At 70.8% G+C, this 23,930-nt stretch carries 26 protein-coding genes; 13 read left to right on the top strand and 13 right to left on the bottom strand.

Annotated features, from left to right (window positions below):
* Positions 1 to 136 precede the first annotated feature (136 nt).
* Complete coding sequence (locus tag QSK32_RS22215; RefSeq protein ID WP_285473017.1) at positions 137 to 628, top strand: universal stress protein; 492 nt, start codon at positions 137 to 139, stop codon at positions 626 to 628.
* Between the two features lie 4 nt (positions 629 to 632).
* On the opposite strand, the gene QSK32_RS22210 is transcribed toward QSK32_RS22215, so the two are convergent.
* Positions 633 to 1,376 carry an SDR family oxidoreductase gene (locus QSK32_RS22210; protein ID WP_285473016.1) on the bottom strand — a complete coding sequence of 248 codons (744 nt, stop codon included), beginning with the start codon at positions 1,374 to 1,376 and terminating at the stop codon, positions 633 to 635.
* Positions 1,377 to 1,478: 102 nt separating this feature from the next.
* On the opposite strand from QSK32_RS22210, the gene QSK32_RS22205 reads away from it, so the two are divergent.
* The gene (locus QSK32_RS22205; protein ID WP_285473015.1) at positions 1,479 to 2,318 is read left to right on the top strand and encodes a helix-turn-helix transcriptional regulator; all 840 of its coding nucleotides are present in this window, start codon (positions 1,479 to 1,481) and stop codon (positions 2,316 to 2,318) included.
* Between the two features lie 364 nt (positions 2,319 to 2,682).
* Here QSK32_RS22205 and QSK32_RS22200 read toward each other — a convergent pair whose 3' ends face one another.
* The 5 genes from QSK32_RS22200 to QSK32_RS22180 all read right to left on the bottom strand — a co-directional run bounded on the left by QSK32_RS22200 (position 2,683) and on the right by QSK32_RS22180 (position 9,228).
* On the bottom strand, positions 2,683 to 3,774 hold the full coding sequence (locus tag QSK32_RS22200; RefSeq protein ID WP_083448868.1) for a M35 family metalloendopeptidase: 1,092 nt from the start codon (positions 3,772 to 3,774) through the stop codon (positions 2,683 to 2,685).
* A 243-nt stretch (positions 3,775 to 4,017) separates the two neighbouring features.
* Positions 4,018 to 5,661: a dipeptide ABC transporter ATP-binding protein gene (locus QSK32_RS22195; RefSeq protein ID WP_285473014.1), complete on the bottom strand. Its 1,644-nt coding sequence runs from the start codon at positions 5,659 to 5,661 to the stop codon at positions 4,018 to 4,020.
* Positions 5,658 to 7,322: an ABC transporter substrate-binding protein gene (locus QSK32_RS22190; protein ID WP_285473013.1), complete on the bottom strand. Its 1,665-nt coding sequence runs from the start codon at positions 7,320 to 7,322 to the stop codon at positions 5,658 to 5,660. Before QSK32_RS22190 ends, QSK32_RS22195 begins: the two co-directional genes overlap by 4 nt.
* A complete protein-coding gene (locus QSK32_RS22185; RefSeq protein ID WP_045741130.1) occupies positions 7,319 to 8,314 on the bottom strand; it encodes an ABC transporter permease in 996 nt (331 codons plus the stop codon). Before QSK32_RS22185 ends, QSK32_RS22190 begins: the two co-directional genes overlap by 4 nt.
* The gene (locus tag QSK32_RS22180; protein ID WP_285473012.1) at positions 8,311 to 9,228 is read right to left on the bottom strand and encodes an ABC transporter permease; all 918 of its coding nucleotides are present in this window, start codon (positions 9,226 to 9,228) and stop codon (positions 8,311 to 8,313) included. The genes QSK32_RS22185 and QSK32_RS22180 overlap by 4 nt, the downstream gene beginning before the upstream one ends.
* Before the next feature lie 142 nt (positions 9,229 to 9,370).
* Between QSK32_RS22180 and QSK32_RS22175 the strand changes: the two genes are divergently transcribed.
* On the top strand, positions 9,371 to 10,255 hold the full coding sequence (locus tag QSK32_RS22175; RefSeq protein ID WP_285473011.1) for an alpha/beta fold hydrolase: 885 nt from the start codon (positions 9,371 to 9,373) through the stop codon (positions 10,253 to 10,255).
* Between the two features lie 67 nt (positions 10,256 to 10,322).
* Positions 10,323 to 10,856 (top strand): NUDIX domain-containing protein, encoded by a 534-nt coding sequence (locus QSK32_RS22170; protein ID WP_285473010.1) that lies wholly within the window; start codon positions 10,323 to 10,325, stop codon positions 10,854 to 10,856.
* Here QSK32_RS22170 and QSK32_RS22165 read toward each other — a convergent pair.
* Positions 10,853 to 11,458 (bottom strand): NsdA family TPR-like regulatory protein, encoded by a 606-nt coding sequence (locus tag QSK32_RS22165; RefSeq protein ID WP_285473009.1) that lies wholly within the window; start codon positions 11,456 to 11,458, stop codon positions 10,853 to 10,855. The genes QSK32_RS22170 and QSK32_RS22165 overlap by 4 nt on opposite strands.
* Before the next feature lie 249 nt (positions 11,459 to 11,707).
* Between QSK32_RS22165 and QSK32_RS22160 the strand changes: the two genes are divergently transcribed.
* The 4 genes from QSK32_RS22160 to QSK32_RS22145 all read left to right on the top strand — a co-directional run bounded on the left by QSK32_RS22160 (position 11,708) and on the right by QSK32_RS22145 (position 14,552).
* Complete coding sequence (locus tag QSK32_RS22160; protein ID WP_045741134.1) at positions 11,708 to 12,070, top strand: PadR family transcriptional regulator; 363 nt, start codon at positions 11,708 to 11,710, stop codon at positions 12,068 to 12,070.
* The gene (locus QSK32_RS22155; protein WP_285473008.1) at positions 12,067 to 13,428 is read left to right on the top strand and encodes a permease prefix domain 1-containing protein; all 1,362 of its coding nucleotides are present in this window, start codon (positions 12,067 to 12,069) and stop codon (positions 13,426 to 13,428) included. Before QSK32_RS22160 ends, QSK32_RS22155 begins: the two co-directional genes overlap by 4 nt.
* Positions 13,429 to 13,585: 157 nt before the next feature.
* Positions 13,586 to 14,215, top strand: a complete 630-nt coding sequence (locus QSK32_RS22150; protein WP_285473007.1) for a superoxide dismutase — start codon at positions 13,586 to 13,588, stop codon at positions 14,213 to 14,215.
* A 10-nt stretch (positions 14,216 to 14,225) separates the two neighbouring features.
* The gene (locus tag QSK32_RS22145) at positions 14,226 to 14,552 is read left to right on the top strand and encodes a hypothetical protein (RefSeq protein WP_045741137.1); all 327 of its coding nucleotides are present in this window, start codon (positions 14,226 to 14,228) and stop codon (positions 14,550 to 14,552) included.
* A 151-nt stretch (positions 14,553 to 14,703) separates the two neighbouring features.
* Here the strand turns inward: QSK32_RS22145 and QSK32_RS22140 are convergent, their stop codons facing one another.
* On the bottom strand, positions 14,704 to 14,886 hold the full coding sequence (locus QSK32_RS22140) for a hypothetical protein (RefSeq protein ID WP_285473006.1): 183 nt from the start codon (positions 14,884 to 14,886) through the stop codon (positions 14,704 to 14,706).
* Here QSK32_RS22140 and QSK32_RS22135 point away from each other — a divergent pair.
* Positions 14,868 to 15,338, top strand: a complete 471-nt coding sequence (locus tag QSK32_RS22135; protein ID WP_285473050.1) for an NAD(P)-dependent oxidoreductase — start codon at positions 14,868 to 14,870, stop codon at positions 15,336 to 15,338. The two genes, QSK32_RS22140 and QSK32_RS22135, sit on opposite strands and share 19 nt — an antisense overlap.
* 45 nt (positions 15,339 to 15,383) lie before the next feature.
* Here QSK32_RS22135 and QSK32_RS22130 read toward each other — a convergent pair whose 3' ends face one another.
* Together QSK32_RS22130 and QSK32_RS22125 are read right to left on the bottom strand one after the other, a co-directional pair.
* Entirely contained in the window at positions 15,384 to 15,623 is a 240-nt protein-coding gene (locus QSK32_RS22130) for a hypothetical protein (protein ID WP_285473005.1), read from the bottom strand.
* Positions 15,620 to 16,558 carry an NADP-dependent oxidoreductase gene (locus QSK32_RS22125; RefSeq protein WP_285473004.1) on the bottom strand — a complete coding sequence of 313 codons (939 nt, stop codon included), beginning with the start codon at positions 16,556 to 16,558 and terminating at the stop codon, positions 15,620 to 15,622. Before QSK32_RS22125 ends, QSK32_RS22130 begins: the two co-directional genes overlap by 4 nt.
* A 108-nt stretch (positions 16,559 to 16,666) precedes the next feature.
* Here QSK32_RS22125 and QSK32_RS22120 point away from each other — a divergent pair, with 108 nt between their 5' ends.
* Positions 16,667 to 17,521 (top strand): MmyB family transcriptional regulator, encoded by an 855-nt coding sequence (locus tag QSK32_RS22120; protein ID WP_285473003.1) that lies wholly within the window; start codon positions 16,667 to 16,669, stop codon positions 17,519 to 17,521.
* Between the two features lie 67 nt (positions 17,522 to 17,588).
* Complete coding sequence (locus QSK32_RS22115; RefSeq protein WP_285473002.1) at positions 17,589 to 18,521, top strand: NADP-dependent oxidoreductase; 933 nt, start codon at positions 17,589 to 17,591, stop codon at positions 18,519 to 18,521.
* A 400-nt stretch (positions 18,522 to 18,921) separates the two neighbouring features.
* On the opposite strand, the gene QSK32_RS22110 is transcribed toward QSK32_RS22115, so the two are convergent.
* Both QSK32_RS22110 and QSK32_RS22105 read right to left on the bottom strand, forming a co-directional pair.
* Positions 18,922 to 19,314 (bottom strand): nitroreductase/quinone reductase family protein, encoded by a 393-nt coding sequence (locus QSK32_RS22110; RefSeq protein WP_169792423.1) that lies wholly within the window; start codon positions 19,312 to 19,314, stop codon positions 18,922 to 18,924.
* Between the two features lie 116 nt (positions 19,315 to 19,430).
* Complete coding sequence (locus QSK32_RS22105; RefSeq protein ID WP_285473001.1) at positions 19,431 to 20,228, bottom strand: helix-turn-helix domain-containing protein; 798 nt, start codon at positions 20,226 to 20,228, stop codon at positions 19,431 to 19,433.
* 93 nt (positions 20,229 to 20,321) lie between these two features.
* Between QSK32_RS22105 and gabT the strand changes: the two genes are divergently transcribed.
* Positions 20,322 to 21,632 (top strand): 4-aminobutyrate--2-oxoglutarate transaminase, encoded by a 1,311-nt coding sequence (gene gabT / locus QSK32_RS22100; RefSeq protein WP_285473000.1) that lies wholly within the window; start codon positions 20,322 to 20,324, stop codon positions 21,630 to 21,632.
* On the opposite strand, the gene QSK32_RS22095 is transcribed toward gabT, so the two are convergent.
* A complete protein-coding gene (locus tag QSK32_RS22095; RefSeq protein ID WP_045741146.1) occupies positions 21,629 to 22,522 on the bottom strand; it encodes a LysR family transcriptional regulator in 894 nt (297 codons plus the stop codon). The two genes, gabT and QSK32_RS22095, sit on opposite strands and share 4 nt — an antisense overlap.
* A gap of 115 nt (positions 22,523 to 22,637) precedes the next feature.
* Here QSK32_RS22095 and QSK32_RS22090 point away from each other — a divergent pair, with 115 nt between their 5' ends.
* Complete coding sequence (locus tag QSK32_RS22090) at positions 22,638 to 23,927, top strand: MFS transporter (RefSeq protein WP_045741147.1); 1,290 nt, start codon at positions 22,638 to 22,640, stop codon at positions 23,925 to 23,927.
* The last annotated feature ends 3 nt before the right edge of the window (positions 23,928 to 23,930 follow it).

Here is a 23,930-nt window from a genome sequence, read left to right as displayed (position 1 = left end):
TGACGGGACGCCGAGAAATGTTGACGGCCGCGTGACACCGGTCGCAGGGGCGTACCGAAGTCGTCAACAACGCTTGCCAGGTGATCATCGGCGGGTTGCACTGGAGTGGACGGCAATCGGCGAAAGGGCAGCCGACATGACTCCTCATCCCCGCGGCCGGATCGTGGTCGGAGTGTCCGCGTCGCTCCCCGGGCTGGCCGCTCTGCGGTACGCCGTCGCCGAGGCCCGGCGCCGCGGCCGCACCGCCGTCACGGCGGTGCGGGCCTGGCCGGACCCCGACCACGGCAGCAAGCCGCCACCGTCGTGGGCCGCCGACCTGATGCGGTCGTGCGCCGCCGAGATCGGCACGGCGATCGACGAGGCGTTCGGGCCGGCACCGGACGGCATCACCTTCGTCGTGCGTACCCCGCGGGGACGGCCGGGTCCCGCGCTGGCCGACCTGCTCACCGAGGACGACCTGCTGGTGCTCGGCACCCGCCGCCGGCGCTGGCTGGGACCCGGTACCGCCCGCTACTGCCTGCGTTTCGCTCCCTGCCCGGTGGTCGTCGTGCCGGCACCCCGGATCACGGCGGGCGGCCGGGCTCGGGATCTCGACGACGAGTTGCGCCGCCTGGTCCAGGAGCAGTGAGCGATCACGCCAGGGTCGTCGGGTGGACCAGCAGTTCGCGGATGTGGACGCCGCGCGGCCGGGCCACCGCGTCCGCGATCGCGTCGGCGATGTCCGACGCCGCCAGGGGGTTCATCGCCTCCTTGTGCGCGGCGAGCATCTCCCGCCACCCGTCGTGGGCGATCCGCTCCCCCAGTTCACTGTCGGTGACGCCCGGTTCCACGTTGGTGACCCGCAGCCCGCGCGCCCCGAACTCGACCCGCAGGCTGTGGGCCAGCGCCGACACCGCGGCCTTGGTCGCACCGTAGGCCCCGAACCCGGGGTTGTGCATCCGGGCACCGAGCGACGACACGATCACCAGGTCGGCGGTGCGGCCGCTGTCGGCGACCGTCAGCAGTCCGGGCAGGAACGCGCGGACCGTGTCGAGCACGCCGAGCACGTTGAGGTCGAGCATCCGTACCCATTCGTCGCGCTGCTGTTCGAGGAACGGCGCCACGTGCATCACCCCGGCGTTGGCGACCACCAGGTCGGCCGGGCCGAACTGATCGCGAACGGTCACCGCCGCGGCGTCGAGGTCCTCGGGCCGGGTCACGTCCGCCGTGATCGCGAGTGCTCCGGCACCGGAGGCGACCTCCTGCAACCGGTCGGTCCGCCGGGCGAGCACCGCCACCCGGGCCCCGTCGGCGGCCAGCCGTACCGCGGTGGCGGCGCCGATGCCCGACGACGCCCCGGTGACGACGGCGACGCGGCCGTCAAGATTCTTCGTCATGCCGATCACCGTCGTGGAGAGCGCCGGCCACCACCAGACCGAGCCTGGTCCTAGGATTTCTAGGGCCAGGTTCCCCGGACGCCGGCCGGGCACACTGGGACCATGGGCGACAAGAGCACCGGCCTCGGCCACTTCCTCCGGACCCGCCGTGACCGTTTACGCCCTGCCGACCTGGGTCGGGAAGCGGGCGCCGGTCGCCGCGTACCCGGACTGCGCCGTGAGGAGCTCGCCCAGCGCGCCGGTCTCAGCCCGGACTACCTGGTCCGCCTGGAGCAGGGCCGCGACATCCACCCCTCCCCGGCAGTGTTGGGTGCTCTCGCCGCCGCCCTCGATCTGGACGCCGACGAGCGCGATCATCTGTACGCCCTGGCCGGGGCCGCCCGCCGGGGCCGTGCGGACTGTCGCCGCCGCCGTCCCCGCCAGCAGGTCCGGCCGGGTACGCAGCGGCTGCTCGCCGCGGTCCACGGCTCGCCCGCGCTGATCCTCGGCCGCTGGCTGGAGGTCCTGGACCAGAATCCGGCGGCCGTCGCTCTCTACGGCGATCTCCGTGGCGGCAATCTGCTGCGGTTCCTCTTCCTCGACGACGCTTCCCGGGATCTGTTCCCGCACTGGGAACAGGTCGCCGAACGGACGGTCGGTTTCCTGCGCGCCACCACCGTCGCCGACGACGCCGACCGCGGCACCTGCGAGCTGGCCGGTGAACTGCTGCTCGGCAGCGGGACCTTCGCCCGGTTGTGGGCCGGTCACCACGTACACCATCGGATGTTCGGCAGCACCCGGTTCGCCCACCCGCAGCTCGGCGCGCTCACCCTTGATCACGAGATCCTGGCGCTGCCCGATCCGGATCAGTGGCTGCTGGTGCACACCGCCGCGCCGGACAGCACCGCCCACACCGACCTGATGGCACATCTCATGCTTCGTCCCGAGGCGCTGCGCATCTGAGTGACAGCATCCGTGTGGTGACGTGGGGCCCGTAGCGCGGCCGTAATCACCACACCCACCACGAGCGTGGTGACTTCGGGCGCCCAGCACGGCCGTAATCACCACACCCCACGCGGGTGTGGTGATTTGGGGCGCCCAGCGCGCCCGAAGTCACCACGCGGACGGGCTTCGCGCCCCCGACCACGAAACGTGTCCATCGGGACCCGCTCGCCGGGCTGGATCTTCGGCTGCCGGTGCGGCATGGCTGCGGTACGCCCACCGGTCGGCACGCAGCCCGTCCCCGGCCCGGGGCATCGTGGACGATTCGCCACGACGCCCCGAGGACCCGGGAACGGGCTGCGTGCCGGAACGAGCTGGTCGCCGGTCAGCGGCTCTCGGCGAAGTACTCGTAGTTGTCGGCGTTGTCGACGGCGTTGGCAGGGCTCGAGATGGCGAGCGCCTTCGCCGCGGTCTGGCCGTACGCGTGGTCGTCGGTGCCGCCGTTGACGGTGAAGTGGCTCGACTCGTGGATCAGGGTGCCGGCCTTCGAGTCGGTACCGGTGGCCGGCGCCGTCCAGAACGCGTTGCAGAGGTAGATGATGTAAGGCTCGTCCGGGTAGACGTACGCGTAGTAGTCCTCGTTGCTGGTGCAGTCGAGCGTCAGGGCCTTGGTGGTCAGCTCGGTGGTGATCTTGCTGTAGGCCGACGTCACACGGGAGAACCGCGACGCGCTGTAGGTGCCGAACCAGGTGGCGTAGGCGCCCCCACCGGACGGGTTCGCCGTGAGCCACGTCGTGGATTTCTGCGAGTACGTCGCGGCGTTCGTGACGGCCGTCGCCAGCGCGGTCTGTTCACTCGTCGTGCAGCCCCGGTAGGTGATGCTGACCGCGGCGGCGGCGACCTTCACCTGCTCGGTGACGGTCGGCGCGACGCTTGCCGCCTTGCCGGCGCTGCGGATGGCGGCGCTGGTGCGGACGGTGGCGCGACCGGCGTCGACCCGGAGCGTGTCCTGAGGGGTCGCGGTCGCCCGGTTCAAGGCCCGCACCTGGTTCGATGCCAGAGCGACGGTGAAGGTTCCCGGCCGGGACAGGTCGTAGTCGGCGGCCAGGTCCACGGTCACGGCGTAGCTGCCGCCGGCGGGAATGCGGGTGTAGTCGGCCGCGGTCGGTGCTCCGAGCTTCGCCAGCCTGCCGCGATAGGGCACCGGCACGCCATCCCTGGTCACGGCCAGGACGGATGTGGACTCGCGCGCCTGCGGCAGGTCCCGGGAGAGTACGTCGACGGCCGACGATGACGTGTTCCGCACCGTGACACGCACGGTGAGTGCGCTTCCGGTCACCTGGCCGACCTGAACGGTCGCGGTGAGGCCGGTGACGCCGGGCGCTGCCGCCGCGCCCGTGGCGGCGGTGACGGCCGCGGGAATCGCAACCGCGACAGCGAGGCACGCCGCCCAGAGCGGAGGTCGAGAGATGCGCACGTGATTTCCTTTCTCGCCATCGACTCTCGGGGATGCCCTATCGGGGTCAATAGGACGGGAGTCGATGCAAAAACATCTATTGATCTAAATCTATAAGATTCCTCCTGCCTGTCTATACAACCTGTCATCCCTGATGGGTCATATCGCGGGTCGATGTCACCGAGGACGGCCCGGGCCCGGACGGCTCTCCGGAGGGCCTGCCGACAAGGGCCGGGCGTGAGATGCGGTCCAATCCCGTGGGGACTACGGCACGCCTGCCGTCCTCGCGACCCTGCGGGCCGCTTGGCGGACCGGGTCGGCCACCGGGACCGCCGCCAGCAGCTTCCGGGTGTACGGGTGCTGAGCACGGTGCAGCACCTCGCCGGAGGTGCCCTCCTCCACCAGGGTGCCCCGGTGCATCACCGCGACCCGGTGGGCGACCTGTTCCACCACGGCCAGGTCATGGCTGACGAACAGGCATCCGAACCCGAAGTCCCGCTGCAACGATCGCAGCAGGTCGAGGATCCGCGCCTGCACCGACACGTCCAGGGCGCTGGTCGGTTCGTCGGCGATCAGCAGCGCCGGGTTCAGCGCGAGCGCCCGGGCGATGGCGACCCGCTGGCGCTGCCCACCGGACATCTCGTGCGGATAGCGGGTGCGCAGGCCGGCCGGGAGCCGGACGGCGTCGAGCAACTCCTCGACGCGGGCGCGCCGGGCCGCCGCGTCCAGGTCACGGTGCAGGACCAGCGGTTCGGCGATGCTGTCGCCGACGGTGCGGCGCGGGTTCAGCGACGACGCCGGGTCCTGGAAGACGACGCCGATGCCGGCGCGCAGCCGGCGCAGCGCGCGGGCGTGCCGCCACGGGTGCCGGGTCAGCCGGGTGAGGTCCGCGCCGCCGACCGTGGCGGTGCCGGCGGTGACCGGGACCAGTCCGGCGAGGACCCGGCCGACGGTCGACTTGCCGGAGCCGGACTCGCCGACCAGTCCGACGACCTCGCCTGCGCCGACCCGCAGGGTGACGCCGTCCACCGCGCGGAACCGTCCGTACTCGACGACCAGGTCACCGACGGCGGCCACCTCCGGTCCCGGCTCGGGCGCCGGCCGTGGGTCGCCGAGGCGCGGCACCGCCTCCAGCAGGGCCTTCGTGTACGCGTGAGCCGGTTCCGTGAACAGCCGGCCGGCGGGCGCGGTCTCGACGACCCGTCCCCGGTCGAGGACGACCACGTCGTCGGCGAGGTCGGCGACGACACCCATGTCGTGGGTGATGAGCAGGATCGCCATGCCCCGGTCGTCGCGGAGTTCGCGCAGCAGGTCGAGGATGCCGGCCTGCGCGGTCACGTCCAGGGCGGTGGTCGGCTCGTCGGCGATCAGCAGCACGGGGTCGCCACTGATCGCCATCGCGATCATGGCGCGTTGCAGCTGCCCGCCGGAGAGCTGGTGCGGATACGACCGTGCCACGCGGTCGGGGTCGTCGAGCCCGACGGTGGTGAGCAACTGGCGGACGCGGAGCTTCACGCTCGTACCCTCAAAGATCTTGTGGGTGTGAATTGCTTCGGCGATCTGATCGCCGAGCGTGAGGACCGGGTTGAAGGCCGCCATCGGCTCCTGGAAGACGGTGCCGATCCGGCCGCCACGCAGGGCGCGCAGTTTCTCGGGTCCGCAGCCGATCAGTTCCTCGTCCTCGAAGAGGAGACTGCCGGCGACCCGGGCGTTGCCGGGCAGCAGTCCGAGGATGGACATCGCGGTGACGCTCTTGCCGGAGCCGGACTCGCCGACCAGGGCCAGGACGCGCCCGCGGTGCAGCTGGAAAGCCACACCGCGGGCCGCCTGGTGCCCACCGTCGCCGGTGTCGAACGAGATGGCCAGGTCAGCCACCGCGAGCAGCGGCGACACGGTGGTCTCGGTCATCGGTTCTTCAGCGTTACCTTGAGGTAGTTCGGGTACGCCGGGAACGCCGCCACGAAGAAGTTCTGCACGTTGGAGCCGTGCAGGAACGAGTTCTTGTTGTACTTCAGCGGCACGACCGGGGCGTCCTGCAGGATCCGCTTGTCCGCTTGCGCCCACAGGGCCTGGGCCGCGGCCGGGTCCGTGGTGGCGAGCGCCTGCTCGATCAGCTTGTCCACCTCGGCGTTGGAGTAGCGGGAGATGTTGTATCCGCCGCCGCCGATCTCGCTGGTGGCGAAGAGCGGCTGGATGTTGCCGTTGGCGCTGGGGAAGTCCGGCTGCCAGCTGCTGACCGCGATGTCGAAGTCGGGCTTGTCGCCGGTGAGGGTGTCGGTGACCGTGGTCTCGTCGGCCGGCTTGATCGTCACGGTGATGCCGGCCCGCTGCAGACCCTGCTGGATCGCCTGCGCCTCGGCCAGACTCTGCTGGTCGTTCTCGGACAGCAGCGTCAGGCTGAGGGCGGTCTGGCCGGCCTCGGCGAGCAGCTGCTTCGCCTTCGCGACGTCGCCGGACTCCCCGGCCGGATAGAGGTCGTACTCCGCACGGCCGGGGATGCCCGGGGTGATCAGCGTGGTGGCCAGGTCACCGCCGGCCGCGCCGCCGGTGGCCACCTGGTACGCCGACTTGTCGACCGCGTACTGGATCGCCTGCCGGACCTTGACGTCCTTGAGCGCGCCGCGCCGGGTGTTGAGCGCCAGGTAGGACAGGGCGCCGGCGTCCGAGGTGACCAGACGCTGCTTGGCGCTCGCGTTCTGCTCGATCTGGGCGAGCTGGGCCGGCGGGACGAACCCGGCGCCGAAGGCGTCACGGTCGTCGCCGGAGTCGGCGATCAGGCGCTGCGCGGCGACGGTGGCGTCCTGACCGAGCTGGAAGACGACCTCGTCGGGGCCGCCGGTGCGCACGCTGTCGGTGGCGGCGTCCCAGTTCGGGTTGCGGGTCAGGGTGACCGCGGTGCCCTGCTGGTAGGAGGAGACCTGGTACGGGCCGGACGCCACCGGGTTCTGCGAGTAGGTCTTCGGGTCGTCCTTGGCCTTCGGCACCGGCGTGAACGCGGGCATCGACACGATCCACGGCCAGTCGCCGTACGCGGCCTTGAGTTTGAAGACGATGGTCTTGTCGTCCGGCGTCTCGATCGAGGCGAGGTCACCGCCGGTGTACGGGCCCTGGTACGTGTCCCCGCCGATCAGCAGGCCCTTGTGGTACCCGAGGCCACCGGACAGCTCGGCGGCGAACGAGCGCTCCACGCCGTACTTGATGTCCGCGGTGGTGATCGCGGTGCCGTCGGCGTACTTGAGGCCGTCCTTCAGGGTGAAGGTCCAGGTCTTGCCGTCGTCGCTGGCGGTGCCGGTGTCGGTGGCCAGGTCCGGGACCACCTGGGCGGTCTTGCCCGGCTGGATGTCCCAGGTGGTCAGCCGGCGCAGCACCAGGCCGAGCGTGGTGATGGCCAGGTTCTGGCTCTTCGCCGGGTCGAAGTTGATGTCGGTCGAGGCGCTGAGGACGGTCAGCTTCCCGCCCTTGCCGGCCCCTCCGGCGTCGTCGCTGTCGTCCGCCGCGTTCGCGCCGCAGCCGGCCATCAGGAGCATGGCGGACAGCGCCACGGCGGTGAATCCGCGGGTTCTTCTCATCGGGAGGTTGTTTCCTTTCCTACACGGGGGTCGAGGACGCTGTAGACCAGGTCCACGAGGACGTTGGCGACGATCACCAACAGGGCGGAGAAGAGGGTGACGCCGACGATCACCGGCAGGTCGACCGTGCCGACGGCGTCGATGAGCAGCGCGCCGAGGCCCTGCATGCTGAACACCCGTTCGGTGATCACCGCGCCGCCGAGCAGGGTGCCCAGGTCCAGGCCGAAAACGGTGACCACCGGGATCAGCACGTTGCGCAGCCCGTGGCGGCCGATCACCCGGCGTTCCCGCAGGCCCTTGGCCCGGGCGGTACGGATGTAGTCCTCGCCCAGCACCTCGATCATCTGGCCGCGGGTGAGCCGGGCGTAGACGGCCGCGTTGAGCAGAGCCAGGACGGTCCAGGGCAGGATCAGGTGCCAGGCCCAGTCGACCGGGCTCTCGGCCAGCGGGATGTAGCCGCCGACCGGAACCATGTCCAGGGTGAAACCGAACAGCAGGATGCCGAGCAGGCCCACCAGGTAGCTGGGTGCGGAGACGCCGACGGTGGAGAGCAGCATCGCCGACCGGTCGATCGCGGTGCCCCGCCGGACCGCGGCCAGCACACCCGCGCCGACGCCGATGACCAGCCAGAGCAGGGCCGCGCCGCCGGCGATGGAGAACGTCACCGGCGCCCGGTCGAGCAGCAGCCGGGTGACCGGCGCGTTCAGCCGGAACGACCAGCCGAAGCAGGGTGCGGCGCAGTCCACCGCGGCCCGGCCCGCCCCGAAGTGCCGACCGGTGACGATGCCGCCGAGGAAGTCCAGGTACTGCTGGAACCAGGGCTTGTCGTAGCCCATGAACGCGCTGGCCTGGGCCAGCCGGTCCGGGGTGCACGGGCGCCCGCAGGAGAGCTGCGCCGGGTCGGCGGGCAGCAGGTAGAACACCGCGAAGGTGAGCAGGCTGATCACCACCAGGGTGCCGAGCACACCCGGGAGCCGCTTGAGGGCGGTCATCGCTTCAGCCCCCGGGTCCGCGGGTCGAGGGCGTCGCGCAGGCCGTCGCCGAACAGGTTGAACGCCAGCGTGATCAGGAACAACGCGGTACCCGGGAACACCAGGAACATCGGGTCGGTCTGCACCCAGCCGACCGCGTCGCCGATGGTGCGCCCCCACGCCGGTGTCGGCGGCGGCACCCCGACGCCCAGGAAGGACAGCGCCGCCTCGGCGCCGATCATCCCGGGGATGGTCATCGTGCTGTAGACGATGATCGTCGAGGTCAGGTTCGGAAGATACTGGTGACGCAGCAGGTGACCGGGCCCGGCGCCGAGCGCGGTGGCCGCCACGACGAACGTGCGCTGCTTGAGGGCGAGCGTCTGACCACGGACGACACGGGCGATGCCGGGCCAGCCGAAGAGGCCGATCACCAGGATGATCAGCAGCTGCTTCGGGAGGTCCGCCGGGGCGATGGCGCCGAGGGCGATCACGAAGACCAGCCAGGGGAAGCCGAACAGGACGTCGATGAAACGGCTGACCAGGCGGTCGTACCAGCCACCGAGGTAGCCGGCGGTCAGCCCGACGGCCACGCCGATCAGCACCGCCAGGGCGGTCGCGGCGAACCCGACCAGGAACGACGTGCGGGCGCCGTGCACCACGATCGCGAACAGGTCGCGCCCGGTCATCGGCTCCACCCCGAACCAGTGCTCGGCGCTGATCCCGCCGCCGAAGCCGAGCGGCGCGCCGGTGTCCGAGACGGCGTCCAGGTCGTACGTGTAGGGGTCGTGGCCCTCCAGCCCGGACAGCAGCGGCGCGGCGAGGGCGATCAGCAGGAAGACCACGATGGTGGCGCCGCCGGCCACCGCCCACCGGTCCGACGCCAGCTGTCGCAGGGGGTGCCGCGCCAGTTCAGGGGGTGGGATGTCGACGACCATGGTGCCTTCTTCTCGGTTCCGGTGACGCCTTCCATCGACGTCGGCCCTGATCGTAGGGCCGTCAACTGGTTTTCCACCCCGACAAGAGACCTACAACACATATATGTACAGTAGGTTTTGAGCGTCCACTGAGGGGAGCACAATGCCAGCGGTCACCGTCGATGGGGTCCGGCTGTTCACCCGGCGCTTCGGCGACCCCTCGTCACCGCCACTGGTGGTGATCCACGGCGGCCCCACCTGGGATCACAGCTTCCTGCTCCCCGCCGTTGCCGCCCTCGCCGACGTCGCCCAGGTCGTCCTGTTCGACCTGCCCGGTTGCGGGCGCAGCCACCGCACTCCCCCTGCCGGCGACCTGCCACACGACCGCCTGCAGCCCGAGGCGCTCGCCGACACGGTCGCCGGCCTGATCAGCACCCTGGGCCACCCCAACGCCGACGTCCTGGGCTTCTCCTTCGGCGGCCGGATCGCCATGCGCCTGGTCCAGCGACACCCCACCCTGGTGAACCGGCTGATCCTCGCCTCGACGACGGCCTACACCGACTTCGACCCGCCACCCGTCCCCGCCGACCGCCTCGCGCTCAGCACCCCGGTCAGTTTCGACGACCCCCTTCTGACGGGTACGGACGGAGCGCTCAGCCGCGCCATGGCGCACGGCGACGCCGCCCAGATGATCTGGCAACTGGACCGCCTCGACGAGTGGCGCCAGGTCCTCGACCGGGTCCGCTTCACCAGCGACTACAACGAGATGCACGCCTCCGGCCGCCTACGCCCGGCGGCCCCGCCGGACATCGTGGACGTCCTACGCGCGTGGGCCCGCCCGGCCTTGATCCTGCACGGCGCACACGACCTGGGCTTCCCGGTGGACGTCGCCCACCGCCTGCACGCGGAACTCACCAGCAGCCGTCTGGCCGTGGTCCCGGACGCCGCCCACATGGCCCACTTCGACAACCCGGACGCCTGGCTCGCCGCCGTCCGCACCTTCCTGTCGGCGACCCCTTCCACTTCAGAAATCGTCCTGGCAGAGTGATTTCCCTCGTGCTCGGTGGGACCGCCTGCTCGGTGGCGGTCCCACCGCAACGCGTAGCGTGAGGTTCGTGGGTGAGTGGCTGGAGCCGGAGCAGTGGTATGCGAGTCTGCCGAGTTTTCTGGCGTCGGCGAGCGCGCTGATCACGAACCCCTCAGGCACCGCGGTGCTGGCGGTGAAGCCGAACTATCGGGCGTGGTGGAACGTGCCGGGCGGCATCATGGAGGCCGCCGAGCCCCCGCATGCGTGCTGCGCGCGAGAGGTCGCTGAAGAGCTCGGGCTTCACATCGATCTTGGTCGGCTGCTGGTGATGGACTGGGTGGCTCCGAACACCGTCCGCAAGGCGTGGTTCGGCTATGTGTTCGATGGGGGCGTCCTCGAAGATCTGTCGGGAATCGCACTGCAGTCCGAGGAATTGGACGCCGTCGAGTTCGTCGAGCGCTCGCAGTTACGGCAGCGGTTCACGGCGAACACCGCCGACCGGGTCGAAGCCGCCCTGTCCGCGAGGAAGTCCGGTGGTCTGGCGTACTTGCACAACGGCGTGTTCGTCGAGCAGGCCAGCACCGGGGCGCTGGGCGCCGGCCGGCCGGTTGGCGATCGTTAGGCCGCGGTGAGCAGCTGCCTGGCTTCTGCCCGCCACGCTTGTGCCGCGGGATGACGCTGGTGCGGCCTGAGTTCGATGGCGTACTCCCGGATCCGATCGTGCAGGCGTCGCGACCGCAGCCGTACGGCGGCGCGCAGCGCTCGCCGGGCGGTATCGCAGGAGCGTTCGATGTCACGCAGCCCCAGGTGGACACGGGCGAGCAGGATTTCGTGCAGGGCTCGAGCCCGGGCGCTGTCGTGCGGGAGGTCGAGAGCGGAGAGGCTGTGCCGGGCGGCTTCGGCGTGCAGGCCGAGGTCGTGGAAGCAGTGCATGGCGGAGCCGGCGTGGTGCGCGGGGCTGGAGGCGCCGAGCCATGCGGGGGTGTTGCCGAAATGGCCGGTCGCGTGTTCGGCCTGGGCCAGGGCGGTCCGGCAGGCGTTGATGTCGCCGGCGAGGGCGTGTCCGCGGGCTTGTGTGGTGTAGATCCGTGCGAGCAACGGGCCATGCCCGAGCCGGGTGGAGGTGGCAGCGGCGTGGGCCATCTCGGCTGCGGTGCGCCCGTCGCCGAGGTAGACGAGCTGGGCGGCCATGTTGCTCATGACGTAGGCGCCGAAGGCGGCCATCGGTCAGAGGATGACGGGGGCGCTGACCAAGTTCGAAAAGGGACCCGTTTAGTTCCCCTGTCCCGGAGTCGTGCCACTGAATCCGGGGCGGCCGGTGGAGCGGGGCCGCGTCGAGATCATGGCAGCGGCGGGGCTTTTGTGGCGTACCCGCAAAGGAAGCGTGAAGGAATCGCGCAGCCGGACCCACGCGGTAGCGAAGGGTTGATACCTAGAACTACTATGCCTTGCAGTTCTAGGTAAGGAGGCCGTGTGCGCATCGCCAAAGACCTGGTCGCCGCGTCGGCGACCCCCCTGGTGCTGGGCATTCTCGCCGAGGGCGAGAGCTACGGGTACGCGATCCTCAAGCAGATCAACGACCTGTCCGGCGGGCGGCTGGAGTGGACCGAAGGGCTGCTCTATCCGCTGCTGCACCGGCTGGAACGGCTCGGGCACGTGGAGTCGTCCTGGCAGAGCCCGCCCGAGGGGCGCCGCCGCAAGTACTACCGGATCACCGAGCAGGGCCGGGCCGAACTCGCCGAGCAGCGCCGGCAGTGGGACACCGTCGTCGACGCGCTGCGGGGTGTCTGGAACAGCACACCGACCATGACGCCGCTTTGGGAGACAGGGCATTGACCGTCGAGAGTGACAACGACAGCGATCTGGAACGCCAGATCGCGGCATGGCGGGCCTACATGCAGCGCCGGCCCGAACTGCACGACGACGACGCGGCCGAGTTGGAGGACCATCTGCGGGAGCGGATCGGCGATCTGATCGAGGCCGGTCTGCACGCCGACGAGGCGTTCCTGATCGCGGTCAAGCGGATGGGCAGCCTCGACGAGCTGTCCCGCGAGTTCGCCCGGGAACACTCCGAACGGTTGTGGAAGCAACTCGTGCTGCCCGGCGACGCCGGCACCCCGGCCGCCGCACGGACCCGCCGCGAGGTGCCGATGATGGTGCTGTTCGCGGTCCTCGCCGCGATCGGCATCAAGATCCCGGACGCCTTCGACGCGGCCGAGAACTTCTACGTGACCAATCTCAGCCTGTTCGCGCTGGTACCACTGGCCGGCTACTTCATCTGGCGCCGCCGGGCCGGCCTGCGCCTGGCCGGGATCGTGGCCGCACTGTTCGCCGTCGGGGCGGTGGGCGCGAACGCGTTCCGGCTTGCCGACGACTCGTTCTCGATCACTCTCACCGCGATCCACCTGCCGATCGCGCTGTGGCTGGTGGTCGGGCTCGCGTACACCGGTGGTGACTGGCGGTCGAGCCGGCTGCGGATGGACTTCATCCGGTTCACCGGCGAATGGGCGATCTACTTCGTGCTCATCTGCCTCGGCGGGGGCGTGCTGATCGCGTTCACCGCGGGCACCTTCAACGCCATCGGCCTGCACCCCAGCCACTTCATCGAGCACTGGATGGTGCCGTGCGGCGGTATCGCCGCGGTCGTCGTGGCGGCCTGGCTGGTCGAGGCGAAGCAGAGCGTCATCGAGAACATGGCGCCGGTCCTGACCCGGGTGTTCACGCCGCTGTTCGCGGTCACCCTGCTGGCGTTCCTGGTCGCCGCCATCTGGACCAACAACGGCATCGACGTGGATCGCGACGCGCTGATCCTGTTCAACCTGCTGCTCGTCGTCGTCCTCGGCCTCCTGCTGTACGCGATCTCCTCCCGCGACCTGACCGCGAAGCCCGGCGTCTTCGACCGTCTGCAACTGGGGCTGGTCGTCTGCGCGCTGCTCATCGACATGCTGGTGCTGGCGGCGATCACCGGCCGGATCACCGGGTTCGGGTTCACCCCCAACAAGAGCGCGGCCCTCGGCGAGAACCTGATCCTGCTGACCAACCTGGCCTGGTCGGCGTGGCTGTTCGTCGGGTTCCTGCGCGGGCGGATGCCGTTCGGCCGGCTGGAAAGCTGGCAGACGCGGTATCTGGCGGTCTACTTCGCCTGGTCGTGGGTGGTGGTGCTGGTCTTCCCTCCGTTGTTCGACTTCGCCTGATCCGGCGCGCCGGCGAAGGGCGTCCCCGCAGCGTGGATCATCGCGGGCCGGGACGCCCTTCAGTGTCGACAACGACCGCCCGGGCCGCTGAGGGCAATCACCCTGATGTCATGATTGTGCAGTTGCCAAGAGTTGGCAATAGTAGATACTGGGCAACATGGCGATCTACACGCTTCCCGACATGCCCTACGACTACGGCGCACTCGAGCCGGCGATGTCCGGGCAGATCCTCGAACTGCACCACAGCAAGCACCATGCGGCGTACGTCAAGGGCAGCAACGACACCCTCGACCAGCTCGCCGAGGCGCGCGACAAGGGCGACTACTCCGCACTGGTCGGCCTGGAGAAGACCCTGGCCTTCAACCTCTCCGGCCACGTGCTGCACTCGATCTTCTGGAACAACCTGCGGCCCGGCGCCAGTGCCGACCGCCCCGGCGGCGAACTGTCCGCGGCCATCGCCGAACACTTCGGATCGTTCGAGGCGTTCGCCGCACAGCTCTCCACCGCCACCAAGGGTGTGCAGGGCTCCGGCTGGGGCGTCCTCGCCTGGGAACCGCTGTCCCAGCGCCTGATCGTGGAACAGGTCTACGACCACCACGGCAACGTCGGCCAGGGCTCCACGCCGATCCTGGTCTTCGACGCGTGGGAGCACGCGTACTACCTGCAGTACAAGAACGTCCGCCCGGACTACGTCGACCGCCTGTGGAACCTGGTCGACTGGTCCGACGTGACGAAGCGCTTCGACGCGGCCCGCGCAGCCGGCAACCCGCTCATCGTCGCACCGTGAGGATCCACCGTTGAACGACACCGGCCCGGCCGACCACACCCCGGGGAGCGGCACCCCCGGGGCCGGCGGTCCCGGGCCGGTCTTCCTCGCCGCCCAGCAGGCCGCCGGAGTGATCGCCGCCAAGCACCGCGGCGACTTCCCCGGCGCCGAGGAGCTACTGGCCGCGATGGGCGACGAACGCACCCAGGCCCGCGGTTTCTGCCTGCTCGCCGAACTCGCCCTCAGCCTGATCCGCTCCCAGACCGGCCAGACCACCGACGAACTCGTCCAGGAGCTCACCCTGCTGATGGCCGAGGTCGTCCACGCCGGACCCCAGGCCCACGGCGACGCCGCCTGACGTGGCCGGCCGGCCGGCGCTCCGCCGCGGAGCGCCGGCCGGCCTTGCGAAACACCGGCTTTTCAAGAGCCTTCGGGGGTACGCCCGAAGCACCGTCCCGGTGAGCCAGCGATCCTCCGCCGAGCCCGGAGTCGCCGGACGGGTGACCGCGTTACGACGGCCGGCGGTGGCGCAGCAGTCCGTCGATGACGACGTTGAGCTTCCAGTCGGCGTAGGCACGGCTGTCGCGCCCGGCGGTGGTCATCACGGGGAGCAGAGCATGGATGGTCGGGTGGGTGCCCGCCGGCAGGCCGCCGTAGACCGCGTCGAGCTCCGATCCGGCGGCCTCGGACATGGCCTCCTCAGTGGCCCCGGCCGCGTTGCCGGCCGCCGTCAGGGCTCGCTGGCCGCGCAGCCGGTCGCCTCTACTCCGACGGCGCCCGCGCCATCGTGGCGGCGATGCGGGCCACCGGGGTGAAACGGCTGCTGGCCATCACCTCCGTCGGCGTCCGGCACGACGACCCCCACCACGCCTGGTGGTACCACGGCCTGATCCGCCCGATCGGCGCGAACCTGTACGCCGACATGGCCGACATGGAACGCATCGTGCGCGACATCGACCTCGACTGGACCTTCGTGCGGCCCACCTACCTCCAGGACCGCGAACCGACGGGCAGCTACCGCGCCACCGACGACAGCACACCCCTGGGTGGCCGGCGCGTCACGCGTACCGACGTCGCCCGCTTCATCGTCGAGGAACTCGGCGCGCACCGCTGGTCCCGCCAGGCACCCAGCCTCGCCGAATGACGACGACCACGCCGCACCCTTGATGCCGGCGGGCACGGCCGCGTGTCAGGGTTCGAGCAGGAGGCGGTGTTCGGACGTCCAGTCGTGGGCGGCGCGGACGGCCTGCACCGTTCCGTTCTCGCGGAGCCGGACCATCGCCGGGTCGCCCGCGTCGGCGGCCGCCTCGATGCCGCGCGCACCGCTCCTGCCACCACAGAGCCACGGCAGCGTGCTGCCGTCCACCAGCCGCATGTCCTGCCGTCGCCGCCACGTGGTCGGCGCATCTTCGACGGTGAACCACGTCACCGTCCGGGCCGGGGCGCCAGGACGACGACCTTGCCCGGCAGCGGCGTCGTCATCGCCCGCGCATGCAGGGCCGGCAGATCGGCCAGTGCCACCCGGTGCGCGACGTCGAGGAACAACTCGCCGGTTCCGACCCGGGCGACCAGGTCGGCGAGCTGATCGGTATCGCCGCGTACCCGCAGGCCGACGCCCCGCACACCACGCTTCCCGTCGCCGGGGACGGGCCTTTCGGCAGTGGTGCTGACCAGTGTGCCGCCGTCACGGATCAACGAGACGAGGGCGTTCATCCGGTACGCGGAAAGCGGCGTGAAGTCGAGGACCAGGTCGACCCGTTCCGTGACGCCGGTGAGAGTACGGTCGACCACCTCGTCGGCTCCCACGGCCGTGACCCATGTCGTCCGGTGCGGACTCGCCGTGGCCAGCACGTGCGCACGTGCCTCCTTGGCCAGCTGCACGGCGTACCCACCGATTGTTCCCTCCGCACCGATGATCAGAACCCGTTGCCCGGCCGTCAGGTTGCCGTGGTCGAACACTGCCTGCCAGGCGGTGAGGCCGACGAGCGGCAGGGCGGCCACATCGGTCAGCGACAACTGCCTCGGCACCCCGGTCAGGGCCTCCGCGGGCGCGATCACGTACTCCGCGGCCGCCCCCGCAGCGGTCATCGGCAGAAACCCGACGACGTGGTCCCCCACCGCGACGTCGGCCGTGCCCGGGCCGAGCGCGTCCACGGTGCCGGCGACGTCGATGCCGGGCGTGTGCGGCAGCCGGACCGGGACCGGCCCCCGCAGCAGGCCCGCGCGGATGCCGGCGTCGACGCTGTTGAACGAGGTCGCGGCGACCCGGATCCGCACCTCGCCGGCGACCGGGTCCGGCCGCTCGACGTCCTCGTACCGCAGGACCTCGGGGCCGCCGAACCGGTGGAAACGTACTGCCTTCACAGCTGGGCCCGCTTTCGTGATGGGGACGCTGACCAACGTCGCAGCATCCGGCGGATCCCACCTGGGCCGGTCCGGCCCACCCTGCGGCGGCCGAGGCACACTGGTGCCGTGGAACGTCACGAGTTCGGCGCGGCAGTGCGCCTCTTGCGGGAAAACACGGCACCCGAGTCTGTCGGCCTGCCGGCGGGCGGACGGCGGGTACGCGGCCTGCGGCGGGAGGAGCTCGGTGACCTCGCGGGGATGTCCGCGGACTACGTCCGCCGGCTGGAGCAGGGACGCAGCCACCCGTCGGCCGGCGTGGTGAACGCCATCGCCCGCGCGTTGCGGGTCCGGCGGGCCGACTACGAACGGCTCTGTGCGCTGGCCGGGTACGCCGCCGCGGGCGGGCAGGTGCCGACCGATCTCGGTCCGGGCGCGCTGCGGCTGCTCGAAAGCTTCCCGGACACCCCGATGTTCGTCTCCGACGCCGCGATGAACCTGATCGCCGTCAACAGTGCCTTCCTCGCCCTGGAACACTGGGATCTCACCGGGAGCCGCTGGGACTGGAACGTCGCGTGGCGCACGTTCTGCGATCCGTTCGACGGTTTCCAGCAATCCCAGACGGACGCGACCGACCACCAGACGATCCTCGTCACCCAGCTCAAGTCCGCACTGCTGCGGTATCCCACCGACGCCCCGCTCACCGAACTGGTCGACGAACTCCGCACCCGCAGCCGGCTGTTCGACACCTCATGGCGCGCGCCCCGGCCGGTGGAGGCGTACCAGAGCACCGCGACCTTCCTGCATCCCGAGGGTGCCCCGGTCGCGCTGGCCGGGAGCCTGCTCGCCATCCCCGGCGACGACCTGGCCGCGCTGATGCTGACCGCGACGCCCGGTTCGGCCGATGCGTTCCGCCTGGCGGAGGTGGTGGGTGCGGCCGACGGCCCGGCGGTCGTCAGGGTGGGCCGATCTGGCCCAGGTTAGATCCGGCCGAACCTGCGAAGTTGGTTGACGTCACCGGACGGGAACCACCACGAAAGCAGGCTCAGTCATGAAGGCAGTACGTTTCCACGAGGTCGGCGGTCCCGAGGTCCTGCGCTACGAGGACGTCGAGCAGCCGGCCCCGGGCGCCGGCGAGGTGCGGATCCGGGTCGCCGCCTCGGCGTTCAACGCCGCCGACAACGGCATGCGGGCGGGCTTCCTGCCGATCCCGGTCGTGCTGCCGCACGTACCCGGCTATGACGTCTCCGGCACCGTCGACGCGCTCGGCGAAGGCGTCGACGGCCTGCGGGTGGGCGACGCCGTGATCGGGTTCCTGCCCATGGAGCGCGACGGCGGCGCCGCCGAGTACGTCATCGCCCCCGCGGACCGCCTGGTCCCGGCCCCCACCACCATCCCGCTGGCCGACGCGGCCGCATGGCCGTCGGTGGCGCTGACCGCCTGGCAGGCCCTCTTCGACGACGGCGCCCTGCAGGCCGGTCAGCGGATCTTCATCAACGGCGCCGGCGGCGTGGTCGGCAAGTACGCCGTCGCCCTGGCCAAGCAGGCCGGCGCCCACGTCGTGGCCACCGCCACCGCCCGCAGCCGGGAGGCCGTCCAGGCGGCCGGGGCGGACGAGATCGTCGACTACACCACCACGGAGGCCCTGACCGCGATCGGTCAGCCGGTCGACGTGCTGCTCAACCTCGCCCCGATCGACCCGGACCGGTTCACCGCGCTGGTGGCCCTGGTCCGCGACGGCGGCAAGGTGGTCAGCACCACCGCCTTCATGGCCACCCCGGGCGACGAGTCCCGCGGTGTCACCGCGGCGACCGTGTTCGTCCTGCCCCACCGCGAACGCCTCACCGAACTCGTGACCATGATCGACAAGGGCGAACTGCGGGTCGAGGTCACCCGCCGGATCCCGTTGACCGAGCTGCCCGCCCTGCACGCCGAAGCAGCCGCCGGCCGCATTCCGGGAAAGACCATCGTCCTGCCCGCCTGAACCTCGGCACGACCGCCGTCACCGGGGCGGCGGAGTCCACCGTCGAGGCCTGGACCTGTTCCGGATCTCGCACATCGACGGCCACGACCGGTACTACGCCATCGGCAATCCGGTCGTGGCGGGCGAGGACGACGGCTTCACGATGACCGACGGGCCGGTCCCGGCTCTCCCCCAGCCGTCTCGGCATCGCCCTGACCGCCTCGGCGACACCGCAGACGCGCGCTGTCGCGGCCGCCGTCGCCACGGACTAGACACGTTTCGCGGTCAGGGTGCGAAGCCCGTCCGCGTGGTGATTACGGGCGCGCTGGGCGCCTGAAGTCACCACGCTCGGGTGGGTGTGGTGATTACGGGCGTGGTGGGCGGCTGAATTCGCCACGCGGACCCTGACGACGAAACGGGTCTAGCGAACGATCAGGTGAAAGATCGGGATGGTCCGGTCGACGCCGGCCTCGAACTGGGCGAAGACCGGTGAGACGGCACGGAACCTCTGCCGGGCCGCCTCGCGGTCGGGTCCGTCGAGTTCGACCGCGCGCACACTGTGGGTTTCGATGCCGGCCGTCGGCAACGGCACCTCGACATCGATGTCGGGGTGGGCGCGAAGGTTGTTCACCCAGGCGGGGTTCCGGGGATTGCCGCCGAAGGTGGCCGCGACGACCCATCCTCCGCGGAAGGCGATTCCCCGGGTCAGGTGGGAACGGGGCTCGCCGGTCCGCGCTCCGATCCCGTGCAGCAGGACCAGGTCACGCCCGAAGCGGGGGTGATCGCCGCCGCTGCGCTGAAATTCGTCGATCATCGGATCGATCCAGCCACTCATACTTGTTCTCCATGGATCTTTCCGCATTCCTCGATAGCGATCCGAAGCTATCGCGCGGAGGATCGAGGAGACAGCCACAGGTTGTATCTCCCGGGTCAGGACGGGGACGCCACCTGTAGTCCGCCGTCCGGAGAGAGGAAGACGACGTACTGGTCCTGGTCGGGAACCAGCATGACGTCACAGGTCACGGTCTCGGCGCCGAGAGCCACCCGGCCGGAGCCCCGGAATCCGGTGTGCACCCGCGCCCAGGCATCCCGGAAGTGCGGGCTGTGTTCGCGGAGCTCGGCGACGAGTGCGGCGGTCTCCTCGTCGTCGGGGTACCGGGCCACCGTCCGGCGCAGCTGAGCGGTCGCGAACCGGGTGAAGGCGTCGAGCCCGGCCGTGGTCCAGATGTCGCCGTCGTCACCGGCATCGGGCAGGAAGTGCCGCCGGATCAGATTACGGCGGCGCGGGGCCGTCACGGTGAAATCCTCGAGCAGTTCGACGGCGGCGTCGTTCTGGGCGATGACGTCGAACCGGGCGCTCAGCACGAGGGCCGGGGTGGGTTCCAGTGTGCGCAGCAGGCGGCTGGTGGCGGCGGGCAGCTCCATCGGCGGGTGCCGGGGCCGGGGTGGGGCTTCGCCGGCGAGTTCGAACAGATGCCGGGTCTGGCCCGGGTCGAGGCGGAGCCCGCGCGCGATCGCGTTCAGCACCTGCGGGGACGGGCTGGCGCCGGTGCCCCGTTCGATGTTGATGTAGTGCGCCACGGAGATGTTCGCCCGCGCGGCGGCCTCCTCACGGCGCAGGCCCGGAGTGCGCCGTGCGGAAGCCGCCGACTCGGAGCCGGTGGGCTGCTGCCGCTCCCGCATCGTCCGAAGGAACTCCCCCAGCGCCCGGCGGCCCGACGTCTCCATCCGGTCAGCCTACGACTCGACATGCCCGGCAGGCCTGGGTTGGTGGCTCAACAAGTATTGGACGGCATAGCTGGAGCTTCGCAGACTGCTGACATGGAGCAACGACGACGACTCGTGACGGCGATCCCCGGACCGCGATCGCAGGAACTGATGGCACGGAAGAAGGCCGCGGTCGCCTTCGGGGTGGGCACCACGATGCCGGTCTTCGCGGCGGGTGCCGGCGGTGGCGTGGTGGTCGACGTGGACGGCAACCACCTGATCGACCTGGGTTCGGGCATCGCGGTGACCAGTGTCGGCGCCAGCGATCCGCGGGTCGTCGCGGCCGTCACCGAGCAGGTCCGGGCGTTCACCCACACCTGTTTCATGGTCACCCCGTACGAGGGGTACGTGGCCGTGGCCGAGGCACTCAACCGCTTGACGCCGGGTACGCACGACAAGCGGACCGCCCTGTTCAACTCCGGCGCCGAGGCGGTGGAGAACGCCGTGAAGATCGCCCGGCTGGCCACCGGGCGGCCGGCCGTCGCGGTGTTCGACCACGCCTATCACGGGCGGACCAACCTGACGATGGCGATGACGGCCAAGTCGATGCCGTACAAGCACGGGTTCGGGCCGTTCGCCCCGGAGGTGTACCGGGCACCGCTGTCGTACCCGTACCGCGACGGCGGGCTGTCCGGGGCGGACGCCGCCGCCCGGGCGATCGATCAGCTGGACAAGCAGGTGGGTGCGGCGAACCTGGCGGCCCTGGTGATCGAGCCCATCCAGGGTGAGGGCGGTTTCATCACCCCGGCGCCGGGGTTCCTGGCCGCGCTCGCCGACTGGTGCCGGAAGCACGGGGTGGTGTTCATCGCCGACGAGGTGCAGACCGGGTTCGCCCGTACCGGGGCCTGGTTCGCCAGTGAGCACGAGAACGTCGTACCCGATCTGATCGTGACCGCGAAGGGCATCGCCGGCGGCCTGCCGCTGTCCGCGGTGACCGGCCGGGCCGAGATCATGGACGCCGCGCACACCGGCGGCCTCGGCGGCACGTACGGCGGGAATCCGCTGGCCTGCGCGGCGGCGCTCGCCGCCATCGAGACCATCGAGCAGGACGGGCTGATCGCGCGGGCCGGGCGGATCGGCGAGTTGCTCACCGCGCGACTGTCCGCGTTGCGCGACGGCGACCCGCGGATCGGCGACATCCGCGGCCGCGGCGCGATGATCGCCGTCGAGCTGGTCGAACCGGACTCCGGGCGGCCGGATGCGGCGCTGGCCAAGGCGGTCGCCGCCGCCGCGCACCGGCGTGGCGTGATCGTGCTGACCTGCGGCACCTACGGTAACGTGCTGCGGTTCCTGCCGCCGCTGACCATCTCCGACGACCTGCTGCACGACGCCCTCGACGTGCTGGGCGAGGCGCTGGCCGGTTAGGACCGCGCGATCGCCGTCGTGCAGAACTCCTCGATCTCGTCGATGAGGTGGATCAGCAGATCGGCCGCGTAGTGGGTGGGGTCCCAGCCCGCGTACATCGGGATCAGGATCGGACGGCCGCCGTTGCTCACCGGCACGGCGGCCAGGTCGAAACGTGACCAGTTGGTCAGCAGCGCCACCCCGCGGCCGGCCGCCGCCAGCCCCTGTGCCAGCAGCGAGGAACTCATCTCCACCAGCCGGGCCGGCCGCCGGTCGAGCCCGGCGAGGGCCTCGTCGACCACCAGCCGGGCCATGTTGGTCCGGTTCATCACGATCAGCGGGTCGTCGAGCAGGTCGATCAGCTCGATGCGGTCGAGTTCCGCGTACGGATGGCCCGCCGGCACCTGCGCGTAGAGCGGGATGTCCGGCAGCCGCCGGGCCCGCCAGCCGGCCGGCGGCGGGTACGTCGACAGTCCCAGGTCGGCACCGAGTGCCACGATCTCGTCGAAGACCCGGGCCGGTTCCATCTCCACCCCGTCGATCACCGGCAGGTCCGCCCCGCGGGCGGCGAGTAGCGGCGCCACCAGGTCGTGCAGGGTGGCCAGCGGCGCCACCACGGTCAGTTCCGGGGTGCCGCTCAGCTCGCCGGACGCGCCGAGGCGCAGCACCTGCCGGGCCATGCCCTCGCGGCGCAGCAGGTCGCGGGCGACCGACAGCATGCGGCTGCCGGCCCGGGTGAGTTGCAGCGGCCCGTTGCCCCGGCGGAACAGATCCGCCCCCAGCTCCCGTTCCAGCGCCCGTAGCTGCCGGGACACGGCAGGCTGGCTGATGCGGACCGCCTCGGCGCCGGCGGTCAGGCTGCCGGCCTCGGCGATCGCCACGAAGTAGCGCAGGACGCGTAGTTCGACCATCTGCGGATTCTCGCATTGCCTGGAAGGCAAGGAAACGGAAACCATCCGGCATTGGACGGCATGAGCACAGGCCGGAAGGCTGGCCGCACTGCACCTCGCCGATTCAGGAGAACCCATGGGCGTGTTGACCACCGACTCCCGGCGAGCCCGCCGCGCGGGCTTAGCCTCGTTCATCGGCACCGCCGTGGAGTGGTACGACTTCTACATCTTCGGTACGGCCGCAGCCCTCGTCTTCGGCACCGTCTTCTTCCCCGAGGTGAGCCCGGCCGCCGGCATCCTCGCCTCGTTCGCCACCCTCTGGGTCGGCTTCGTCGCCCGACCGCTGGGCGGCATCGTCTTCGGCCACCTCGGCGACCGGTTCGGCCGCCGCGGCACCCTGGTCACCACCCTGGTGCTGATGGGCGCGGCCACCACCTGCATCGGTCTGCTCCCCGGGTACGCGAGCATCGGGGTCGCCGCCCCGATCCTGCTGGTCGTGCTCCGCTTCCTGCAGGGCTTCGCGGTCGGCGGCGAGTGGGGCGGCGCCGTGCTGATGGCCTCGGAGAGCGCCGAACGCGGCCGGGGCGTCTTCGCCGGCATGTTCGTCCAGCAGGGCTCCCCGGCCGGCAGCATCCTCGCCACCTTCGCGTTCCTGCTGGTCAGCCGGCTCGACGACGACGCGTTCCTGTCCTGGGGCTGGCGGCTGCCGTTCCTGGTCAGCGCGGTCCTCGTGGTGATCGGCCTGGTGGTGCGGCTCAAGGTCGAGGAGACCCCGGAGTTCACCGAACGGGTCGCCGCCGCAGCTCCGGAACGCGCCCCGCTGAAGGAGGTCCTCACCCGGCACCCGGTGGTCGTCGTGCTCGCCCTGCTGGCCAGTGTCAGCGGCATCGCGGCCGCCTACTTCACCAACACGTTCATGCTCTCGTACACCACCACCGAGCTGGGCGTTCCGCGGCAGACGATGCTGAACATCCTGCTCTTGCTGGCCATCACCCAGTTCGTCTGGCAGCCGTTCGCCGCGCTGATCGCCGAGCGCACCGGCCCGGCCCGTTTCATGACCGTCTGCCTGGCCGCCAACGTCGTCGTGGCGATCCCGATGTTCCTGCTGGTGCAGACCGGCCAGGCCGTGCCGATCTTCATCGGACTGGCGCTGAGCATCGTCGCCGGCGCCGGCTACTACGCCGTCCTGGCCGGCTTCCTCGCCGCCGCGTTCCCGGCCCGGGTGCGCTACACCGGCATCTCGCTGAGCTACCAGCTGTGCTCGACGCTGATCGGCGGCACCACCCCGTTCATCGCCCAGTACATCGCCACCCGTACCGGCGGCTGGGGTGGCATCGCGGTGTTCTACATCGTCATCCTGCTGGTCACCGCCGCCGGAGTCGCCGGCCTGGCCGCCTGGACCCGCCGCCGGCCCGTCGCCGCCTGAGAG

This window comes from Actinoplanes sp. NBRC 101535 (assembly GCF_030269225.1).
In the GTDB taxonomy this organism is placed as follows: domain Bacteria; phylum Actinomycetota; class Actinomycetes; order Mycobacteriales; family Micromonosporaceae; genus Actinoplanes; species Actinoplanes rectilineatus.
The sequence above is the reverse complement of the archived record's forward strand: the minus strand, read 5'-3'. Positions and strand labels throughout refer to the sequence as shown.